This is a genomic window from Staphylococcus sp. HMSC071G07, assembly GCF_001811435.1.
Classification (GTDB): Bacteria; Bacillota; Bacilli; order Staphylococcales; family Staphylococcaceae; genus Staphylococcus; species Staphylococcus pettenkoferi.
In genome coordinates this window covers 82386-103585 of the sequence record NZ_KV804750.1, presented here as the reverse complement: position 1 = coordinate 103585, position 21200 = coordinate 82386, and the positions used below count along the sequence as shown (strand labels likewise).

Here is a 21200-nt window from a genome sequence, read left to right as displayed (position 1 = left end):
GTATGTTAAAATCATAGCGAGAAAGGTGTGAATAACGTGGCAAACGAACCATTAGCTTCAAGAATGCGTCCGAACAATATTGACGAAATTATTTCACAACAGCATCTTGTTGGAGAAAAAGGTATTATAAGACGAATGGTCAAGACGCGTCAATTATCATCCATGATCTTCTATGGGCCTCCAGGAATTGGAAAGACGAGTATCGCCAAGGCGATTGCGGGAAGTACGGAATATAAATTTAGACAGTTAAATGCGGTAACGAACACGAAGAAAGACATGCAAATGATTGTCGATGAAGCCAAGATGTCAGGCCAGGTCATCCTACTCTTGGATGAAATTCATCGACTAGATAAAGCGAAACAAGATTTCTTACTTCCTCATCTCGAGAACGGTAAAATCGTACTTATTGGAGCGACAACTTCCAATCCGTATCATGCGATCAACCCGGCGATTCGTTCACGTGCGCAAATCTTCGAACTCTATCCTCTCGATGAGGATGATATCTATCGTGCTTTGGAACGGGCATTACATGATGAGGAACGTGGATTAGGCAAATACAACGTTAAAGTTGATGACGAAGCGATGACGTATTTCGCTACGCAAAGTCAAGGTGATGTGCGCAGTGCGTTAAACGCTTTAGAACTCGCTGTCTTAAGTAGTGATGTTTCTAAGGATGATTTGCGTCACATTACATTACAAGATGCCGAAGACTGTTTACAACGTGGAGCATTTCTAAGCGATAAAGATGGAGATATGCATTACGACGTAATGAGTGCATTCCAGAAATCTATTCGTGGTAGCGATGTTAACGCAGCACTTCATTATCTTGCTCGTTTAATCGAAGCTGGCGATCTCCCTACGATTGTACGTCGTTTGCTCGTGATTAGTTACGAAGATGTGGGGTTGGCTTCCCCAGGTGCTGGTCAGCGCACTTTGGCTGCGATTGAATCTGCTGAACGTCTCGGATTTCCGGAAGCTCGGATTCCTCTCAGTCAAGCGGTCATTGAGTTGTCGTTGTCTCCAAAGTCGAATTCCGCAATTACTTCGATAGATGCGGCACTTAGTGATATTAGAAAAGGCCAAGCGGGACAAATTCCAGATCATTTAAGAGATGGACATTATAGTGGTGCTAAGAAGTTAGGACGCGCGATAGGCTATCAATATCCACACAATCATGAAGGTGGCTTTGTTGCGCAACAATACCTTCCTGATAAGCTTAAAAATCGAATTTACTACGAACCTAAGACGACTTCGAAAAGTGAACAACAGTTTAAATCAGTACATGATAATATTCTTGCTGCTCAGAAAAAGTTGTGACAGTTCGATACTTTATTAGTTCTATCCCCATCAATGTACAGTTGATGGGGTTATTTTTATTTAGTAACTGAGCGTTACATTGCTAATTTTATAATCCATGAATTTTAAAATTGGCGTCGTCCATCCTCCCCCTTTTAAGAAAGGAATCAAACAATGTATTTCACACATAAGAAAGCCCTTTCACACTACAACCTATGGTATAATAAAGTTGTAAAAGATATATTCAACAACTTAAAGGGTGTGAACACACATGAACAGAAAAAAAGTATCAATTATTGGTGGCGGTAATACGGGAGCAACACTCGGATTTATTACTGCGACGCACGAATTAGCGGATGTCGTACTCGTCGATATTCCTCAAGTCGAAGATCCGGTTAAAGGTAAAGCATTAGACATGTTAGAAAGTAGTCCGATCTTTGGCTTTGATGTCAATGTAACGGCAAGTTCAGATTACGAGAAGACGAAAGATTCAGATATCGTAGTTATCACTGCAGGTATCGCTCGTAAGCCAGGTATGAGTCGTGATGATTTAGTTCAAACGAACGAGAAAGTCATGAAAGAAGTTACTCAACAAATTGTTAAATATTCTCCAGACTGTACGATTATCGTGTTAACTAACCCAGTCGATGCGATGACTTATACTGTATATAAAACATCTGGTTTCCCTAAATCTCGCGTCATTGGTCAATCAGGTGTGCTCGATACTGCACGCTATCAAACATTTATCGCTCAAGAGTTAGGTGTTTCTGTGAAAGATGTTCGTGGTCTAGTTCTTGGTGGACACGGTGATACGATGGTACCACTTGTACAATCTACAAATGTAAATGGCGTACCAGTGACAGAATTGATTGCTAAAGATAAACTTGATGCAATCGTTGAACGTACACGTAAAGGTGGCGCTGAGATTGTTGGATTATTAGGAAATGGTTCAGCATATTACGCTCCTGCTGCGGCGATTTACAATATGATGGAAGCGATCTTAAAAGATCAACGTCGTTTACTTCCAAGTATTGCATTACTTGAAGGCGAATATGGTTTCGACGACATTTACTTAGGTGTACCAACGATTTTAGGTGCCAATGGTGTAGAACAAATCGTTGAATTAAACTTAAGTGAAGAGGAACAAACACAGTTGAAAGCTTCTGCAGAGGCAGTTAAAGAAGTTAAAAACGCTTTAAGCTTTTAAGTTCAAACGTGATTAAAAAGTACAAATACAAGGGTCACTTTCTCTTTGATGGGAAAGTGACCCTTATTTGATCTACACAAAAGATATTTTATATCGCATTTCTAAGTTTTTTCATTATTCACAAATGGTAATGTGATTATTGTCCTTTATCTTTAATTCGGGTTACTGGAAAATCTTTCAGAATATCATTAACTACGTAACTTGCGCAGATAAGTCCTACTGTACTCGGTACGAAAGCATTTGAAGATGGAGGCATCTGCCCTTTTCTTGTCGTAGCATTCGCGTCGCCTACGACTTCTTTAACATCTTCACGAATAACGATTGGGCTTTCGTCAGAGAATACGACTGGTACCCCCTTTTTAATCCCATCCTTTTGTAATTTACGTCTAATGATACGCGCGATAGGATCAGTATGTGTTTCAGAAATGTCCGCAATCTCAAATCTCGTAGGATCCGTTTTGTTTGCTGCTCCCATGCTTGAAATGACTTTAATATTGCGTTTCAAGCACTCTTTCATTAAATGCACTTTATACATAATTGTATCGCTCGCGTCCACAAAGTAATCGATATCATAATTATTAAATAAATCTTCGTACGTTTCTTCAGTGTAGAACATATGTAACGATGTGACTTTGCAATTTGGATTGATGAGTTTAATTCGTTCTTCCATTAAAGAAACTTTACTCTGACCAATGGTTGTTGTGAGCGCATGAAGCTGACGATTGACGTTTGTGATATCGACATCGTCTTTATCAATCAAGATGATATGACCAATGTTCGTACGTGCGAGTGCTTCAGCTGCGAAAGAACCTACACCACCTACACCTAGTACGACGACGGTCTTGTCATGTAATCTTTCAATACCTTCTGAACCATATGCAAGTTCATTACGTGAAAATTGATGTTTCATGTTCAAACTAACTCCTATTCCTACCTACTTCTGTTGTTAAAATCAAAAAAATACGCAAGGCGAACGCCTTGCGCATGATAGAATCCGTTCGTGCCGTAGTTGTAAAAAGCTTGATCATTCGGCCTGCTAAGTACAGGTGGGTGCCCTGTTTCTTGGTTTGCAAGTCCTCAGAACGAGGCATGTGCGCCGCAAGAAAACCTATTGGGCTCCCGGATCAAAGAGTGTTAGGCCCAAATAAAAAGCAAACTTTCGAACACAACAGGTTCTATCTCTATGGTTTAATAGTACCACATTGACTGGCGCATTGAAATTAATTAACTCAGGATTGGACACACTGCCCAGTAATCTTAAATTAATGTTTAATGCGTAGTGATAATTCGTCTAATTGTTTATCAGACACTTCGCTTGGAGCGTCAGTTAAGAGACATGTTGCTGATGCTGTTTTAGGGAAAGCAATTGTATCTCTTAAGTTAGTGCGACCTGTAAGTAACATTACGAGGCGGTCTAAGCCAAGTGCAATACCACCGTGTGGAGGTGCACCATATTTGAATGCATCGAGTAAGAAACCAAATTGTTCTCTCGCTTGTTCTTCAGTAAATCCAAGTACTTCGAACATTTTAGCTTGCAAGTCTTCGTTATGAATTCTGATTGAACCTCCGCCAAGTTCATAACCGTTAAGCACAATATCATACGCATTTGCTTGAGCATTTTCAGGTTCAGAATCTAATTTAGCAATATCTTCTTCTTTCGGAGAAGTGAATGGATGGTGAGCGGCTACATAACGCTTAGCATCTTCATCATATTCAAGAAGTGGCCAATCTGTTACCCATAAGAAGTTCAATTTAGATTCATCGATAAGATCGAGTTCACGTGCAAGTTTCAGACGTAAAGCACCTAAACTTTGTGCTACAACTTTAACTGAATCTGCTACGAAGAAGACGATGTCGCCAGATTTCGCTTGAGTTAATTCGCTTAGGCGTGACACATGTTCTTCTTCAAAGAAACGCGCAATCGGGCCGTTGAGGCCTTCATCTGTCACTTTAACCCATGCGAGACCTTTAGCACCGTAAATATTCACAAATTCCATGAGTTTATCAATATCTTTACGTGTATATTTGTCTGCAGCACCTTCCACGACGATTGCTTTAACTTGACCGCCACTGTTAACAGCATTGCTAAATACTTTAAAGTCCATTGTTTCGCCGAGTTCAGATACGTCAATGAGTTCCATACCGAAACGTGTATCTGGTTTGTCAGAACCGTAACGTGACATCGCTTCAGCGTAAGTCATACGTGGGAATGCACCTTCAAGTTCAACGCCTTTCACATCTTTGACGATTTTTTGAAGAAGTTCTTCTCCCATTTCAATGACATCTTCTTGGTCTACGAAACTCATTTCGATATCGACTTGAGTGAACTCAGGTTGACGGTCCGCACGTAAGTCTTCGTCACGGAAACATTTAACGATTTGATAGTATTTGTCGAAACCACTGATCATTAATAATTGCTTAAAGATTTGTGGTGATTGTGGTAAAGCGTAGAATTCACCTTCATGAACACGAGATGGAACGAGATAGTCACGTGCACCTTCTGGCGTTGATTTTGTTAATACTGGTGTTTCAACGTCATAGAATCCAGCACCATCTAAATATTCACGAATTGATTTAGTTGTTTGATGACGCATTTTGAAAGTTTGTGCGAGTTCTTGACGACGTAAGTCAAGGTAACGATATTTCAGACGTACGTTCTCATCTACATTGATGTTCTCTTCGTTAATCGCAAATGGTGGTGTTTGAGATTTATTGATGATTTCAATGTTAGAAACTTGAACTTCTACGTTACCTGTTTTGATTTTAGGGTTAACTGTTTCAGGGTCACGCTTTTTAACCACACCTTGAACTTCAACGACATACTCTGAACGAACTGTTTCAGCCACTTGGAGGGCTTCTTCAGAGAATGAAGGGTTGAAGACGATTTGAACATGGCCTTCACGGTCTCTTAAGTCTACGAAGATGAGACCACCAAGGTCACGACGGTTGTGAACCCATCCTTTCAATGTAACCTCTTGTTCTAAAAATTCTTCTGTGATTAAACCACAATATGTTGTACGTTTAGACATTCTATCTACTCCTTATTTAGTAAAAAATTCACCGATTTGATCTAAAGCTATTTCTTCAGATTCACCTGATTGCATATCTTTAATTGCAATGCGTTGTTGTTCTAATTCTTGATCTCCAATAACGACAGTGTAACGAGCATTAAGTCGATCAGCTTGTTTCATCTGTGCTTTGATTTTACGATTTAAATAATCTTTATCGACACTAATACCTTGCTTTCTTAAATCATTGAGCAAGCGTACAGCATAACGATCTGCATCATCACCCATCGTAACGACGAAGAGATCTAGAGGTTCTTCGTCAACAAGCTCGATGCCCTCTTGTTCCAATGCCATTAACAAGCGTTCAATACTTAATGCGAAACCAATGCCAGTTTGATCTGGTCCATCAAGTAGTTGTAGTAAGCCATTGTAGCGACCACCACCACATAGTGTAGTGATTGCACCATCGTAATCAGGATCGTCAATCATCAATTCGAAAGCCGTATGCGTGTAATAATCTAAACCACGAACAAGGTTAGGATCTTCTTCGTAGCGAATATTCAAGTCATCTAAGTGAGCTTTCACTTGGTTGTAGTACGCTTGAGACTCGTCATTGAGATAATCTGTGATTCGCGGTGCAGTCTTCACTGCTTCTTTATCGCGATCCACTTTACAATCGAGAATACGCATAGGGTTAGTGTGTAGTCTTGATTGACAATCTTGGCAGAAATCGTCAATCACGGGTTCAAAGTGTTCGACTAACGCTTGATTATATTCTTGGCGAGAATCGATATCACCAATACTATTGATGACTAGTTTTAGATTTTTTAAGCCAAATGATTCGTATATATGTACGACCATGGCTAGTACTTCGGCATCAATGCTTGGATCTTCTGAGCCGATCGCTTCAACACCGAATTGAGTGAATTGACGATAACGTCCTTTTTGTTTACGTTCATAACGGAACATAGGTCCTACATAATAAAGTTTCACGGGTTGATTCGCTTGCCCCTGCATTTTCTTCTCTATATAAGATCTCACTACGGCCGCTGTACCTTCTGGTCTTAAAGTAAGGTCGCGATCACCTTTATCTTTAAAATTGTACATTTCTTTCTGTACAACATCTGTGGAATCGCCAACACCTCTGGCAAAGAGATCTGTACTCTCAAAGATAGGTGTGCGAATCTCTTGATAGTTATACAGCTTCATTAATTCTTCAAGTCTGGATTCGATAAATTGCCATTTCTTCGTTTCTCCAGGAAGTATATCTTGCGTACCTCTTGGTATATTAATCATAGAATCTCTCCTCTTCTACATTAAAAAAGCCCTTGCGTGATAACAATGATCACACAAGGGACGAATTTCCGTGTTGCCACCCTCATTGGTTATATCTGATATATAACCCACTCTCGACGTTTATCGGACGTCACGCGCTTTACTCTCGTAAAGTACCTCTTCTTGTGTTCCACCTACAAGTTACTCAGCGTCTTCTTTCAGCTATGAATGACGTCTCTACAAGTTCTTCGATTAAAAAGCAATGTCAGCATCTACGCTCATCGCTTCAAAGAACTTTACCTCTTTCACATGTAGTTATCAAGAATATTAACGGTCAATACTATTAGATTCAATCTATATATTAAAGGCTTTCGTGGTTGTTTGCAAGTATTAGTTACTAAAATATATTTTTAGTCCATCAACAACTGCTTCTTCTACAACATGACGATGTAATTTATCAGTAATCATATCTTCGTCAGTAGGATTACTAATGTAGCCTAACTCTAGTAATACTGCAGGTTGATTGGTTTGTCTTAATACTTGGAAATTTTCTTGCTTGGCTCCTCGATTGCTAAGCAAGGCTTTTTTCTGAATGCTTTGATTCAACGTTTCGGCTAAACTTTCTTGACTTTTACGATACCAGTAGACTGTACCTCCGTTGGCTTTCGTCGAATCGAGTGAGTCGTTATGTATACTGATATACGCATCACCTTTTAAATTACGGTCACTCAAAGAGACGTATGAGTCGTCTTCACGCGTCATTTTAACATGTGCGCCTTCACGCGTAAGTAGTGACTTTAACTCTTTAGCTGTTTTAAGGGTATAAACTTTCTCTAAACTCTTTTTCTGAGTACGACTTGAAGCGCCCTGATCACTACCACCGTGACCAGGGTCGAGGACAATCGTCTTACCTTTTAAAGAATCTTTGCTCGCAGTGACATCTTTCTTAATATCTAGATTCGTATGCCAGCCGGCGATCCATCCCTTTTCTTTCTTATTATGCGATTCAACTTGAATCCATTTACCAGATTTACCTATTTTATGAAAGTTATCGCCTTTATGCACAGGATAAAGTTCTGGATAAGCAGCATTCGGGCCAGTGCGTAACTCCGCATCTTGCGTCACATAAATCGTACTACTATTCTCATCGTTGTGATTCATCACCATAAATAAGAAGATGACGAAGATTAGAAAAAGTACTAAGGCAATGAGTGTGGGCAGATTCCACATTCGATGTTTACTCAGCCATCTACGTACTCCTGTCATAGAATCTTACCGTCCTGACTTTCATAAATAACCGTTACAGGGCCATCATTAGCGATATCCACTAACATGTCTGTTCCGAATTCGCCTGTCTTAACGGTAATCCCATAACTTTCTAACGCTTGGTTAAACTTCTGATACATCTCTGTAGCCTTGTCTGGCGGCATAGCGTTAGAGAAACCAGGGCGATTCCCTTTTTTAACATCTGCATATAACGTGAATTGGGAAATAGATAAGATTTCACCTTCAACTTGTTGAATGTTTAAGTTAAGTTTCCCATTATCGTCTTCAAATAAGCGTGCATGCGCTATTTTTTTAGCTATTGCTTCTACGTCTGCTTGTGTAGATTCTTTTCCGAGACCTACGAGTAGACAATAACCTTGTTGAATCTCATTGTGTATTGAGTCATTTGAGACACTCGCATGTTTCACACGTTGTACTACTACTTTCATCTTTATATCACACCTCTAATTCCACACGCGTGACACTGTATACACGTCACCGAGTTGCTTGATCTTCTCTACAACTTTGAAGACTTCGTTGACGTTCTTAACCATCACGCTTAAGTTAATAGTTGCATTCTTCTCGACATCAGATTTACCTGAGACTTTGACGAGATGACTCGTCGTTGAGTTAACTGCCTGTAAGACTTCGTTGAGTAGTCCGTTACGATCATATGCTGAAATCTCTAAGTCGACTTGGTAACGTTGCATAGCATCTTTCGATTTCACCCATTCAACATCAATTAAACGCTCTTGTTCGTTTCTGATATTTGGACAGTCAGAACGGTGAACTTTGATACCATGTCCCTTAGTGATATAGCCTACAATATCATCGCCAGGAATCGGATTACAGCATTTAGAAAGTTTGATGAGTACGTTGTCTAAACCTTCAACATACACACCACTTTCTGTCGTAATACTATCTTTAATCGGCACTGTTTTGCTAACTTCTTGAGGGTCATTTAAAGCTTTCTGTTTATCGAGTACCCGTTGTTTTTCAGATAACTTATTGACGATTTGTAAAGCGGTCACACCGCCAAATCCAACTGCGGCAAATAAATCATCACTGTTAGAGAAATTATATTTTTCGTTCACGACTTCGATATTTTCTTCAGTTAAAATATCTTCGACTCGATAGCCCTGATCTCTTATTTCAGCTTCGACCATGAATTTACCTTTTTCAATATTGGATGAACGATCTTGCTTTTTGAAGAAGCTTCGTATTTTACTTTTAGCACTGGAGGATTTTACGATTTTCAACCAGTCACGGCTCGGTCCATAAGAATGTTTACTCGTTCTAATTTCAACGATATCGCCAGTCTGTAACACGTAATCAATCGGTTCGATCTTGCCATTGACTTTCGCGCCGATCATCTTATTCCCTACTTCGCTATGGATAGCATAAGCGAAATCAATAGGAACCGCACCATAAGGTAGCTCGATGACATCACTTTGAGGCGTAAAAGCATACACTTTATCACTTTGTAAGTCGAATTTAAGGGATTCCATAAATTCTTGAGCATCCGAAGTCGTCTTGTCCGTTTCAGCAAGTTCCTTTAGCCAATTGAGTTTATTCTGGAAGTCTTGGGTCTTGCTATTCACTTTCTTGCCTTCTTTATAAGCCCAGTGTGCGGCTACCCCATGCTCAGCAATTTCATGCATTTCGTAGGTACGAATTTGAATTTCTAATGGATCTCCATTCGGTCCTACTACTGTGGTATGCAGTGATTGATACATATTCTGTTTAGGCATAGCGATATAGTCTTTGAACCGACCTGGCATCGGTTTCCACAAGGTGTGAACCAAGCCTAATACTGCATAACAATCATTAATACTGTTCACGATGATACGAATAGCGAGTAAGTCGAATATTTGATCGAATTGCTTCTTCTGCTTCACCATTTTACGGTAAATACTATAAATATGTTTTGGACGACCATTGATTTCGCCTCGAATATTCATTTGTTGCATTTCTGAATTGATGTGGTCAATCGCATGTTCAATATAAGCTTCCCGCTCACTACGCTTTTTCTTCATTAAATTAACTATTCTGAAATATTGTACACTATCTATATAGCGTAATGCAGTGTCCTCGAGTTCCCATTTGATCGTATTGATACCAAGACGATGCGCTAATGGCGCGTAAATTTCTAGCGTTTCCTTTGAAATACGGACTTGTTTATCACGTGGCATAGCTTTCAAAGTACGCACGTTATGTAAACGGTCTGCAAGTTTAACTAAGATCACGCGTACGTCTTTAGCTAATGCGATAAATAATTTGCGGTGATTTTCAGCTTGTTGTTCTTCCTTCGAACGATATTTGACCTTTTTAAGCTTAGTCACACCTTCAACTATGACTGCGACTTCTTCGTTAAAGATATTTTTCACATCGTCGAAGGTATAAGGTGTATCCTCGATGACATCATGAAGAAAGCCAGCAACAATAGTTGGACCGTCTAAGCGCATTTCAGTTAGTATTCCTGCTACCTGGATGGGATGCATGATGAAAGGCAAGCCATTTTTACGGAACTGGCCTTCATGAGCTTCGTAAGCGATATGATAACTTTTTAGTACATATTCGTAATCATCTGGAGAAAGATACGATTTCGCTTTAGATAATACTTCGTCTACGCTGTATGGATATTCGTTATTCAAGTTAGACACCCCTATACCTTATTACTGAAATTCCTTATTGTACGTCATTTACTCTATATTGTAACTTACCAGACTGGCTTCACGTCAACTGTCCTCGTTCAATAGAATATTAGTTCTATCATACTACAACTTTTCACAGAAATAAATCACTTCAATTACAAGATAGGTTAAGGAGTTAAAATGCATTAGAGAACGGGAAGCACTATGAGCATTTAACTTCCCTTTTACTATGACAAGCTAAAACAAACTCGCTCCAAAGTAGAAAGATTCTACCTTAAAGCGAGTGTTTATTATACGTATGGAAATCAATGAATGACGTAGGTTTGCTTATTCATCATATGAAATTAAGCGATAAACGTCATAGTCTTTAATTCGCTCAATACCATTTAAATATTTGAGTTCAATTAAGAAAGCGATACCCACGACGATGCCACCAAGTTTCTCAACCAAGCCAATCGCCGCCTCAATCGTACCACCAGTAGCAAGTAAATCATCAGTGATAAGGACACGTTGACCAGGTTTGATCGCATCCTCATGCATCGTTAGGACATTCGTGCCATATTCGAGTTCGTATTCATAACGGATGACCTTGCGTGGTAACTTACCTTCTTTACGAACAGGAGCAAATCCAATGCCCATAGAGTAAGCGACAGGACAACCGATGATAAACCCGCGTGCTTCAGGTCCAACGACCACATCTACGTCACGTTCTTTCGCATATTGGACGATTTGATCTGTAGCATAACCAAATGCTTCACCATTGTCCATTATCGTCGTGATATCTTTAAAGCTTACCCCTGGTTGTGGCCAATCTGGCACCTCTGATACGTATTTTTTTAAATCCATAAGATTTGCCTCCTAATTATTGTTCATTTCTGCTTTAATCCAGCTTTTTAGTTTATTAAAATCTTCATATAGAAGCAATTGTTCTACTTCAATTCGTGATTGACGTGCTTGGTACAGTGAACTTGAGTCAATTGCCTTCGTTGTTGAATCAGGGTTGATCACGATGAGATCTTCTTCATTTTTGATAAAATCTAAATCATAGAAGACGCGTAAAATAAATTTCAGATGATCGGGTTTGATTCTCAAGTACTCACATAATTGCATGCCTTCAGATGCTAAATTTAAATTTCCTTTTTGATAAATCGCTTTATAGCAAGCTTTAAAACTTTCCATCTTGGGAATACCTTCAAAGTACACAGAATGCTGGTGTGTTAAAACTAAATAAATTTGTGCATTATTAATCTGTTTTAAAGTTTGTTGCATTGCTGATAGTGTTTCTGGCAACTCCATCATGACATATTTCTCATAAGGCTGTTGGAACGTTTCACCATAGTAGTAATGGTGTTCTGAAGGTTTATCTTGCTCACTTCGAATGATGTAGGCGACTTCATTACTATTTTCAAAAGAAATATGCTTGTTTTTGCTACGATAATCCAAGATCTGTAATTGATTGCTTGCTAAATCTTGAATCATCACTTGTGGAGATTGATGACCGTTCCACTCATTAATTTCAAGCGTACCAATTAAATCAAGCGGTTGGCTTTCACCGAGTTCCGATGCTAACTGGCCATGCTGCCAGTAAAGCGCTTGAAGACGATCTGCGCCAAGCGTCAGCTTTAAATGACGTTTCTCTTGACCGATGCCCTTTGCTTGAATCACGTTGATATCACTCAGTTTAAAGCACGGCATCGCAAAATCGGTACCGAATGGACGTAGTTTCTGTAAATCCCTTATATTATTAACCGAAATATCAGATTCTGCTATCTCAACATCGACTTTCTTAGTTGGAACGAGTGAGACTTGTTTAGCTAAAGCTTGCATCGTTTGATCTAGTGCTTGATGTAAAGGTTCAATATTCTCAATCGGTAAAGTCATACCCGCTGCCATGTGATGACCGCCAAATTTGGTAATCAAATCGGATTGTTCGCTCAAGATTTCAAACATTGAGACTTGATCAATACTGCGTGCAGAACCTTTCGCATGATTCTGAGATTCATCGATATTTAAGATTAACGTCGGTAGATGATAGGTTTCCACTACACGAGAAGCGACAATCCCTAACACGCCCTCATGCCAATCTTGTTGGGCTAACAATAAGAACTTTGATCCTTGTCCAACTTGCTCTTGCGCCATTGCCATAGCTTGCTCAGCGATGGATTGGACGATGTCTTTACGTTCATTATTAAAATACTCAACTTGCTCAGCTAAAAATTGAGCTTCTTCCATTTCATCTGTCATCAATAACTCAGCAGCAAGACTCGCATCTTCTAATCGCCCTACCGCATTTAAACGTGGCCCGATAATAAAACCTATCGTTTCTTCTGTGATCGTTTGATCGAAACCCGCTTGTTCCAACAAAGCTTTGATAGGAACCGGAAGATGTTGATTAAGAACTGCCAGCCCTTCTTTGACTAAAGTTCGATTCTCATCCGTCATCGAAACCAAGTCTGCAATTGTTCCTATTGCTACTAAAGCTTTGAAATAGCTAGGAGGATTATCTAATAGTGTTTGCGCAAGTTTATAAGCTACACCAGCACCACATAAATATTTAAATGGATAATCATAATCTGGATGCATCGGATGTACTATAGCATATGCTTCTGGTAACGTGGGCCCTATTTCGTGATGGTCAGTCACGATAACGTCAACACCTTGGTCTTGTACGAGTTTAATTTCGTCATGACCTTGAATACCATTATCGACTGTAATGATCAGTGAGACACCTTCATCAACTGCATTCTGGAAAGCTAACTCGTTAGGACCGTAACCTTCAGAGAAACGATTAGGTATGTACCAACCGACGTGAGCACCTAATTCCCTCAATGTTTTCACAAGAATAGTTGTTGAGGTTACCCCATCAGCATCATAATCCCCATAAACGAGTATGGTTTCATTGCGATCCAGCGCTTGATTAATCCGTTCGACCGCTTTAGTCATATCACTCATCGTTGCAGGGTCATGAACAAATTGTCCTTTGAGCAAGCGTTCAATCTCTTCTGCTGTTGTGATTGCTTTACTTTCTAACACTTGTTTCATGATAGGAGTCAATTTAAATTGTTGTGCGATGTCGTCAGTAATTTGATTGTCGTTCGTTTCTGATAAAAGCCAATTGTATTTCGGTTTAATCATTTTTACGCCCTCATTTCCACAAGTCATTATACAAGACAACCGCGTAAATAAAAAGTATCTCTTCTTCGTTAACACGATATTTCAAAGGCAATAAGCCTGAGACGTTAATGAAAATGATCTTCTGAGCTCTATATAAACTAAGCTTAAAATAAACTTTAAATGTGTACTCGAGGTGCCTGTAGTGCCTATGATTTTCGAATATATAATTCAGTACGCCAGTAATGTATTGAATATATTATCTATCTCATAAATGGATAGAATCCTGCCCTACTCCTATGTATGGAGGTGTGATTATGTTCAAAAATAAGTTCTATCATAGAAATCAAAAAAGCCCGTAGACGAAGTTGTCTACGGACTCGATATCAAAGATTATACTAAAATCTTTTCATCATTTGATTTTTTCTCTTTGTGAACGACAAGTTTACCGTTATTTTTCTTCAACTCGCGTTTTTTCATAATACCCCAAAGAGGTACGGCGATGAATACAGATGAAATAACACCTGAAACTAAGCCGATGAGTAATGCGAGTGAGAAGTTAAAGATACTTGTTGCACCAAAGATGAGTAATGCGATAACCACAACGACTACAGTAAGTACTGTGTTAATGGAACGTGTCATGGTTTGTCTAATTGATCTATTGACGATGTCATCAATTTGTTCTGGTTCGCGAATGACTTTCACTTTCTGCAAGTTCTCACGTACACGGTCAAAGGTAACGATGGTATCGTTGATTGAATAACCTACAATCGTTAAGACGGCTGCGATAAATGTAATATCTACTTCTAATCTAAAGATACTGAATACCGCAACCATGATAAAGACGTCGTGGAGTAAAGCAAGAATCGCTGAAAGACCCATGCGCCACTCGAAACGTAAAGTTACGTAAATAATGATACCGATTGAAGCAAGTGCGAGAGCTTTCATCGCGTTCATAGCTAACTCTTGACCAATGAGTGGTGAAACAGTATTGACTGTTGGATCGTGACCGAATTTATCATGTACCATGTTTTTCAGTTTTGAAACTTGGTTTTTATTTAAGTCATCTTTGAATTGCACGGTAACATTTTTACCACTTTCGCCAATTGAGATTTGATCTGGCTTGTAATTCGCTTTATCAAATGTCTCAGTAACTTTATCTTGTTTCACTTTGTTATCTGTAGTGAAGTCCACACGTGTACCACTTGAGAAGTCGATACCTAAGTTCAATCTAAAGATGAAGAGAATGACTGCACCGACGATAACGATAAGCACACTTAGTGTTAATAATGGCTTTGCGAGTTTCATAAAGTCTAGACGTTCATAAGGCGTTTTGAGATCATGAACATCTTTACCTTCGTTAATATCGTGACGATCTTTCTTAGACACACCGAATAGCCAGTATGATTTCTTGAAGTAGTTTGAAGAAATCAATAATGACATTAGAATTCTTGATAAGAATACGGCCGTCACGAAGATCATTAAGATACCGAGTAAGAGTAACGTTGCGAAACCTTTAACTGAACTTTCCCCGAAGAAGAATAGTACAGCAGCGGCGATGACCGTTGTTAAGTTGGCATCGACTATCGTTAAGAACGAGCTCTTATTCGCTTTCTTATAAGCCTGTTTCAACGTTCGTCCGACTTTCAGTTCGTCTTTAATCCGCTCGTACATGATAATGTTGGCATCTACTGCCATACCTACACCGAGCACGAGGGCTGCGATACCTGGTAGTGTGAGCACACCAGAAATAAAGTTGAAAGCGACGAGTGTTAAATAGATATATGCAGTTAATGCGATGTTAGCGACTAAACCTGGAAGTCTGTAGAAACCAAGCATAAATAAGTACACTACTGCAACACCAACAAGAGATGCAAAGAGTGTCTTGTTCAACGCATCTTGACCAAATTGTGCGCCGACTGAGTTAGAGTAAATTTCTTTCAAGTCGACTGGAAGTGAACCTGCATTGAGTAAGTCAGCGATTTGTTTCGCACGTTCTACGCCTTCCTTACCATTGAAGCCACCAGAAATTTCAACACTATCACTGTTGATTGGTTGATCTACATTGGCTGCAGAAACGTACTTCGGTTTCTTACCTTCTTGTTCTTTCTTAGACTCTTTATGGTAGGAATCACCTTTTTCATAGTCTAACCAAACGACCATGACATTCTCTTTTTTCTTAGAGATTTCTTCTGTAACTTTTCTAAACTTGTCAGAGTCTTTCACTTTGAAAGTAACGGTTGGTGAGTTTGTATTTTGTTTGAATTCTTGTTTCGCTGTCCCTTGTTTCAAGTCTTTACCTGTAAGTTTGACGTTATCATCAGCGTCACGTACAGTGAGTTTCGCTTTAGAAGAGAGGATATCTCGTGCTTGCGATTGGTTCTTAATACCAGCAAGTTGTACACGAATACGGTTCTTATCCTCTACTTGAATCTTCGGCTCGGATACACCGAGAGAGTTGACACGGTTCTCCAACGTTTTAGATGTGGATTTAACCGCTTTGTCGTCAATCTTATCACCTTTGTCTAGTGGGTTAACTTGATAGAGGACTTCAAATCCCCCTTGCAAGTCTAGACCTAAGTTTACGTTTTTAACTACGCTCTTATATGTAAGTCCCATACCAGCGAATAATAATACGACTAACAGTATGAACGCAGCTATTCTACTTCCTTTCTTCACATGAACACCTCATTGTTAACTAATGTCTTAATCATACTTGATACGTATGCGTTAGTTCAAGCTATTATCGGTCTTTCTCTTTGTCTATGACCTACTTATAATAACATACAACATTTATAATCCAAACTATCAAAGTATTTCACAATCTATTATGTATCTTTGTTCAGTTGAAGTCACTAAATATCTATACGAATAGTAAGATTCCACTTTTAACACTTCTCAGTGAATTAAAAAAAGATTCAAGTTGATACTGTTCAGTACAACTTGAACCCTTCCTCACCCTATAATGCTTTGTCATAGTGATTCATTATGATGGATCAATTTGTTTGATCGCTTGTTTCTCTATAGCGAGCTCTTCACCTTTATCGTTTAACACGAGCACCACAACATTGTCATCAACGCTGCGTACTTTCGCTTTTATACCACCTAAAGTAGTCACATGTTGACCTGACTCGAGTTGTGATAACATTTCACGATGTTGTTTCTGTCTCTTCTGTTGCGGACGTACCATGAACAAATACATCACAAGGAAGAGTACAACGATAATTATAATTTGCACAGTTAATAAACTCCTTTATTGATCAATATTTGTGTGATTAAGATGGATCCACTTGCTTAATTGCAGGTTTTTCCATAGTAATTTCTGTGCCTTTGTGTAACTTGAGCACAACTGTTGTTTCATCAACAGAGTGAACAGTTCCTTTAATACCACCAATTGTTGTTACCTTTTGGCCTTCACTTAATTGTTGTACCATTTCACGATGTTTCTTCGCTCTTCTTTGTTGTGGGATAATCATAAACACAACTAAGACGATTAATAGAATAATAGGAATGATAAGCGTAGTCATTGAACCCATTAGTGTATTCCTCCTCAGTATTGTTAAAAGTTTTTAGGGTTATCTACATTGAGACCATATTGTTCAAAGAATTCTTCTTTGAAATCTAATAGTCGATCTTCTCTAATCGCTTGTCGAATTTGCTCCATCAATTTGAGAAGAAAATGTAAATTATGATAAGTAGTAAGACGGATTCCGAATGTTTCTTCTGCTTTTACTAAATGTCTGATGTAAGCACGACTATAATTACGACAAGTATAGCAATCACAGTTTGAATCAAGCGGTCCTAAATCATCTTTGTACTTGGCATTCTTAATGACGAGACGTCCGTTAGAAGTCATACAAGTACCGTTACGTGCTATACGTGTTGGTAGCACGCAATCGAACATATCCATACCACGAATACTACACTCAATTAATGCATCTGGAGATCCAACTCCCATTAAATAGCGTGGTTTATCAAATGGCATAAATTGTTCGGTATACTCTACCATCTCGTACATTGTCGGCTTCGGCTCACCAACTGATAGTCCTCCAATCGCATAGCCTGGGAAATCAAGTGCAACGAGTTCTTCGGCACTTTGCTTACGTAAGTCTTTGTACTCGCCACCTTGTATAATACCAAACAATGCTTGGTCCTCTGGTCGTTGATGCGCTTCTAAACAACGCTTCGCCCAACGCGACGTACGTTCGATTGAATCCTTAACATATTGATATTCAGCTGGCATGGGTGGACATTCATCAAAGGCCATCATAATATCGGAACCTAAATCATTCTGTATTGCCATCGATTTCTCAGGGCTCAAGAATAGTTTAGAGCCGTTCTTATGGTGACGAAATGCGACACCCTCTTCAGAAATTTGTCTTAAATTACTCAGACTAAAGACCTGATAACCTCCTGAATCTGTAAGGATGGGACCATCCCAATTCATAAATTGATGTAGTCCCCCACTCTTTCTGATAATATCATTTCCGGGTTGCAACCACAAATGATAGGTGTTCCCCAAGATAATCTTAGCCTCCATTTGATGCAACTCTTCAGGACTCATCGTCTTAACTGTAGCTTTAGTTCCCACAGGCATAAACATAGGTGTTTCAAATGAGCCGTGTGGAGTGTGAACGATGCCTAGACGTGCACCTGATTGTTTACAAGTCTTGATATGTTCGTATGTAACAGCAGGCATGACTGTTCCTCCCTATTAAATAATTAACATTGCGTCGCCGAAACTGAAGAAACGGTACTGGCGTTCTACGGCTTCACGATATGCGTTAAGTACGTTCTCTCTCGTGCTAAAAGCTGAGACGAGCATGACTAAAGTCGATTTCGGTAAATGGAAATTTGTGATGAGACCATCAATCGCTTTAAACTCATAGCCAGGATAGATAAAAATATCTGTCCAACCACTCGCCGCTACAAAGTGATCGTGTTGTGATCTCACCGTTTCTAAAGTGCGCGTTGTAGTTGTTCCTACAGAAATAATACGGCCGCCTTCACGTCGCGTTTCATTAAGAAGTTGTGCGGTATCTTCTGAGATTTGATAATATTCACTATGCATTTCATGATCGTCAATATTGTCCACACTGACAGGACGGAATGTACCTAACCCTACATGGAGCGTGATAAAGACAATTCGAATACCTTTCGCTCTAATTGCTTCGAGTAACTCATCAGTGAAGTGTAAGCCAGCTGTGGGTGCTGCAGCAGAACCACTTTCCTTAGCATACACTGTCTGATAACGATCAGGGTCATCTAAACGTTCTTTAATGTAAGGTGGCAAAGGCATTTCACCGAGTTCATCTAAACGCTCTTGTAAGATACCTTCATAATGAAGACGCATGATTCGACCGCCTTGATCTAGTTCCTCAATACATTCAGCCACGATCTTACCATCACCAAATGACAAACGCTGCCCGACTTTAATGCGCTTAGCTGGCTTTAGTAAGACTTCCCAATCATTGTCCTCGAGATGCGTTAACATCAGCATTTCTACTTTAGCTCCAGTTTCTTCCTTGATACCGAATAGACGCGCAGGCATCACTCGTGTATCGTTGAGTACTAAAGTATCGCCCTCTTTGAAATAGTCAATCACATCCGCAAAGTGTTGATGTGTCGTCTTCCCAGATTCTCTACCCATGACGAGCAAGCGACTTTGGTCACGATGCTTCAATGGTGTCTGAGCAATGAGCGATTCTGGCAAGTCATAGTCAAATTCCTCAATATTCACTTTGGTCCCTCTTTTCTCCTTTTTGAAAATGCTCATAAGCTAATGCTGTCGCACGACGTCCTCGTGGCGTACGTTCAATAAAGCCTTTTTGAATAAGGAAAGGCTCATACACATCTTCAATAGTGATGTGTTCTTCGCCGATAGAAACTGCAATCGTGTCTAATCCTACAGGCCCACCGTTATATTGATCGATAATACAATTGAGCATCTTGTGATCGATATAGTCTAATCCATGATCGTCGACTTGGAGTAAATTCAATGCTTTCTTAGTTGTTTCGATATAGATTTGATCATCCTCGTTCACTTGTTGGAAATCTCTAACACGTTTTAATAAGCGGTTCGCTACACGCGGTGTACCGCGGCTACGTTTAGCTAATTCGAGTGCACTTTCCTCATCTATTGCAGTATCTAATACTTCAGCAGTGCGAGTAATGATTTCTTTCAATTCTTCTTCACGATAGTATTCAAGGCGTAGATGGACACCGAAACGATCTCTTAACGGCGCAGTTAAACTACCTGCACGTGTCGTTGCTCCGACAAGGGTAAAAGGTGGGAGATCGATACGAATACTTCGCGCTTCTTCGCCTTTGCCAATCACAATATCTAAGAAGAAATCCTCCATAGCAGGATAAAGTACTTCTTCGACCACGCTACTGAGACGATGAATTTCGTCAATAAACAATACATCACCAGGTTGTAAGCCAGATAAGATAGCTGCCAGATCACCAGGTCTTTCAATTGAAGGACCCGAAATTGTACGGATATTAACATCCATTTCATTTGCGATGATATTAGAAAGTGTCGTCTTTCCGAGCCCAGGTGGTCCGAATAGTAGGACGTGATCCAATGGTTCTTCTCTTAATTTAGCGGCTTTAATGAATACTTCTAGATTTGATTTAATCGAGTTCTGTCCGATGTACTGTCGTAATCGTGTTGGACGTAAGGATAACTCGAACGAAGATTCTTCGTTATGCATATGCTGATCAACCATTCTGTCGTCCACTGCGTTACCTCCTTTCTATCTCACAAGAAACGTTTTAAGATACGAGCATTTGCAAGCCTTGGCGCACAGCGTCATCTACACTATCAGGTGTCTCAGCCACTAATTTTTTCTCAACTTTCTTAAGTTCGCGTTTTGAATAGCCTAAAGCTTCTAAAGCAAGTAACGCTTCTTTGACAATACTTTGTGATTCATCTTGAGATGCAGTTGGTTGTAACAAGTCCATTTGACTTTCATCTGTGATTTCAACTTTTCCTTTCAAATCAAGCACAATTTGTCTCGCTGTCTTTTTACCGATACCTGGAAATTGAGTTAAATAGGCATCATTCTCGTTCTCAATCGCGCGCTTCACGTCATTAGGGGAACTACTTGCTAAGATGGCAAGCGCAGATTTCGGACCTATACCTGTCACTTTGATTAAACTTAAAAACATCGATTTCTCTTCTTCATCGTGGAAACCATATAGTAATTGTGAATCTTCACGTACAATGAGTGAGGTATAAATCGTCACTTCTTGGTCTAAATGACGTTGAAAACGATATGAATTAGGCGTCTGAATTTCGTAACCTACTCCGCCTTGTGCTTCAACTACTACATGAGTAGGAAAGAGTTGCGTTAATGTTCCTTTGATATATGCGTACAC

Annotated in this window: 17 protein-coding genes and 1 other RNA gene; 2 read left to right on the top strand and 16 right to left on the bottom strand. The window is 39.5% G+C overall.

Annotated features, from left to right (window positions below; genetic code table 11):
* The first annotated feature begins 36 nt into the window (after positions 1-36).
* Positions 37-1317 carry a replication-associated recombination protein A gene (locus tag HMPREF2802_RS00485; protein ID WP_070502418.1) on the top strand — a complete coding sequence of 427 codons (1281 nt, stop codon included), beginning with the start codon at positions 37-39 and terminating at the stop codon, positions 1315-1317.
* A 250-nt stretch (positions 1318-1567) separates the two neighbouring features.
* Entirely contained in the window at positions 1568-2503 is a 936-nt protein-coding gene (gene mdh / locus HMPREF2802_RS00480; protein ID WP_070502417.1) for a malate dehydrogenase, read from the top strand.
* A 136-nt stretch (positions 2504-2639) separates the two neighbouring features.
* Here the strand turns inward: mdh and HMPREF2802_RS00475 are convergent, their stop codons facing one another.
* The 16 genes from HMPREF2802_RS00475 to ruvA form a co-directional block, all read right to left on the bottom strand.
* The gene (locus HMPREF2802_RS00475; protein WP_070502416.1) at positions 2640-3413 is read right to left on the bottom strand and encodes a tRNA threonylcarbamoyladenosine dehydratase; all 774 of its coding nucleotides are present in this window, start codon (positions 3411-3413) and stop codon (positions 2640-2642) included.
* A 77-nt stretch (positions 3414-3490) separates the two neighbouring features.
* Positions 3491-3681: non-coding RNA, 6S RNA (gene ssrS / locus HMPREF2802_RS00470), on the bottom strand.
* A gap of 84 nt (positions 3682-3765) precedes the next feature.
* Entirely contained in the window at positions 3766-5532 is a 1767-nt protein-coding gene (gene aspS, locus HMPREF2802_RS00465) for an aspartate--tRNA ligase (RefSeq protein ID WP_070502415.1), read from the bottom strand.
* Positions 5533-5544: 12 nt separating this feature from the next.
* Entirely contained in the window at positions 5545-6807 is a 1263-nt protein-coding gene (gene hisS, locus HMPREF2802_RS00460) for a histidine--tRNA ligase (RefSeq protein ID WP_070502414.1), read from the bottom strand.
* Positions 6808-7176: 369 nt separating this feature from the next.
* Positions 7177-8052, bottom strand: a complete 876-nt coding sequence (locus HMPREF2802_RS00455; protein WP_049411469.1) for an N-acetylmuramoyl-L-alanine amidase family protein — start codon at positions 8050-8052, stop codon at positions 7177-7179.
* Complete coding sequence (gene dtd, locus HMPREF2802_RS00450) at positions 8049-8501, bottom strand: D-aminoacyl-tRNA deacylase (RefSeq protein ID WP_070502413.1); 453 nt, start codon at positions 8499-8501, stop codon at positions 8049-8051. The genes HMPREF2802_RS00455 and dtd overlap by 4 nt, the downstream gene beginning before the upstream one ends.
* A gap of 15 nt (positions 8502-8516) precedes the next feature.
* Positions 8517-10706 carry a RelA/SpoT family protein gene (locus HMPREF2802_RS00445; RefSeq protein ID WP_070502412.1) on the bottom strand — a complete coding sequence of 730 codons (2190 nt, stop codon included), beginning with the start codon at positions 10704-10706 and terminating at the stop codon, positions 8517-8519.
* A gap of 327 nt (positions 10707-11033) precedes the next feature.
* Complete coding sequence (locus tag HMPREF2802_RS00440; RefSeq protein WP_049411459.1) at positions 11034-11552, bottom strand: adenine phosphoribosyltransferase; 519 nt, start codon at positions 11550-11552, stop codon at positions 11034-11036.
* Positions 11553-11564: 12 nt separating this feature from the next.
* On the bottom strand, positions 11565-13841 hold the full coding sequence (recJ, locus tag HMPREF2802_RS00435) for a single-stranded-DNA-specific exonuclease RecJ (RefSeq protein WP_070502411.1): 2277 nt from the start codon (positions 13839-13841) through the stop codon (positions 11565-11567).
* A gap of 369 nt (positions 13842-14210) precedes the next feature.
* Positions 14211-16496, bottom strand: a complete 2286-nt coding sequence (gene secDF, locus HMPREF2802_RS00430) for a protein translocase subunit SecDF (RefSeq protein WP_070502410.1) — start codon at positions 16494-16496, stop codon at positions 14211-14213.
* A gap of 307 nt (positions 16497-16803) precedes the next feature.
* A complete protein-coding gene (yajC, locus tag HMPREF2802_RS00425; protein WP_082144720.1) occupies positions 16804-17055 on the bottom strand; it encodes a preprotein translocase subunit YajC in 252 nt (83 codons plus the stop codon).
* 37 nt (positions 17056-17092) lie between these two features.
* Complete coding sequence (gene yajC, locus HMPREF2802_RS00420; protein ID WP_002473120.1) at positions 17093-17353, bottom strand: preprotein translocase subunit YajC; 261 nt, start codon at positions 17351-17353, stop codon at positions 17093-17095.
* A gap of 23 nt (positions 17354-17376) precedes the next feature.
* Entirely contained in the window at positions 17377-18516 is a 1140-nt protein-coding gene (gene tgt / locus HMPREF2802_RS00415) for a tRNA guanosine(34) transglycosylase Tgt (protein ID WP_002473126.1), read from the bottom strand.
* A 15-nt stretch (positions 18517-18531) separates the two neighbouring features.
* Positions 18532-19557, bottom strand: a complete 1026-nt coding sequence (queA, locus tag HMPREF2802_RS00410) for a tRNA preQ1(34) S-adenosylmethionine ribosyltransferase-isomerase QueA (protein ID WP_070502409.1) — start codon at positions 19555-19557, stop codon at positions 18532-18534.
* The gene (ruvB, locus tag HMPREF2802_RS00405; protein ID WP_070502408.1) at positions 19547-20560 is read right to left on the bottom strand and encodes a Holliday junction branch migration DNA helicase RuvB; all 1014 of its coding nucleotides are present in this window, start codon (positions 20558-20560) and stop codon (positions 19547-19549) included. The genes queA and ruvB overlap by 11 nt, the downstream gene beginning before the upstream one ends.
* A 34-nt stretch (positions 20561-20594) precedes the next feature.
* On the bottom strand, positions 20595-21200 hold the full coding sequence (ruvA, locus tag HMPREF2802_RS00400) for a Holliday junction branch migration protein RuvA (RefSeq protein ID WP_049405507.1): 606 nt from the start codon (positions 21198-21200) through the stop codon (positions 20595-20597).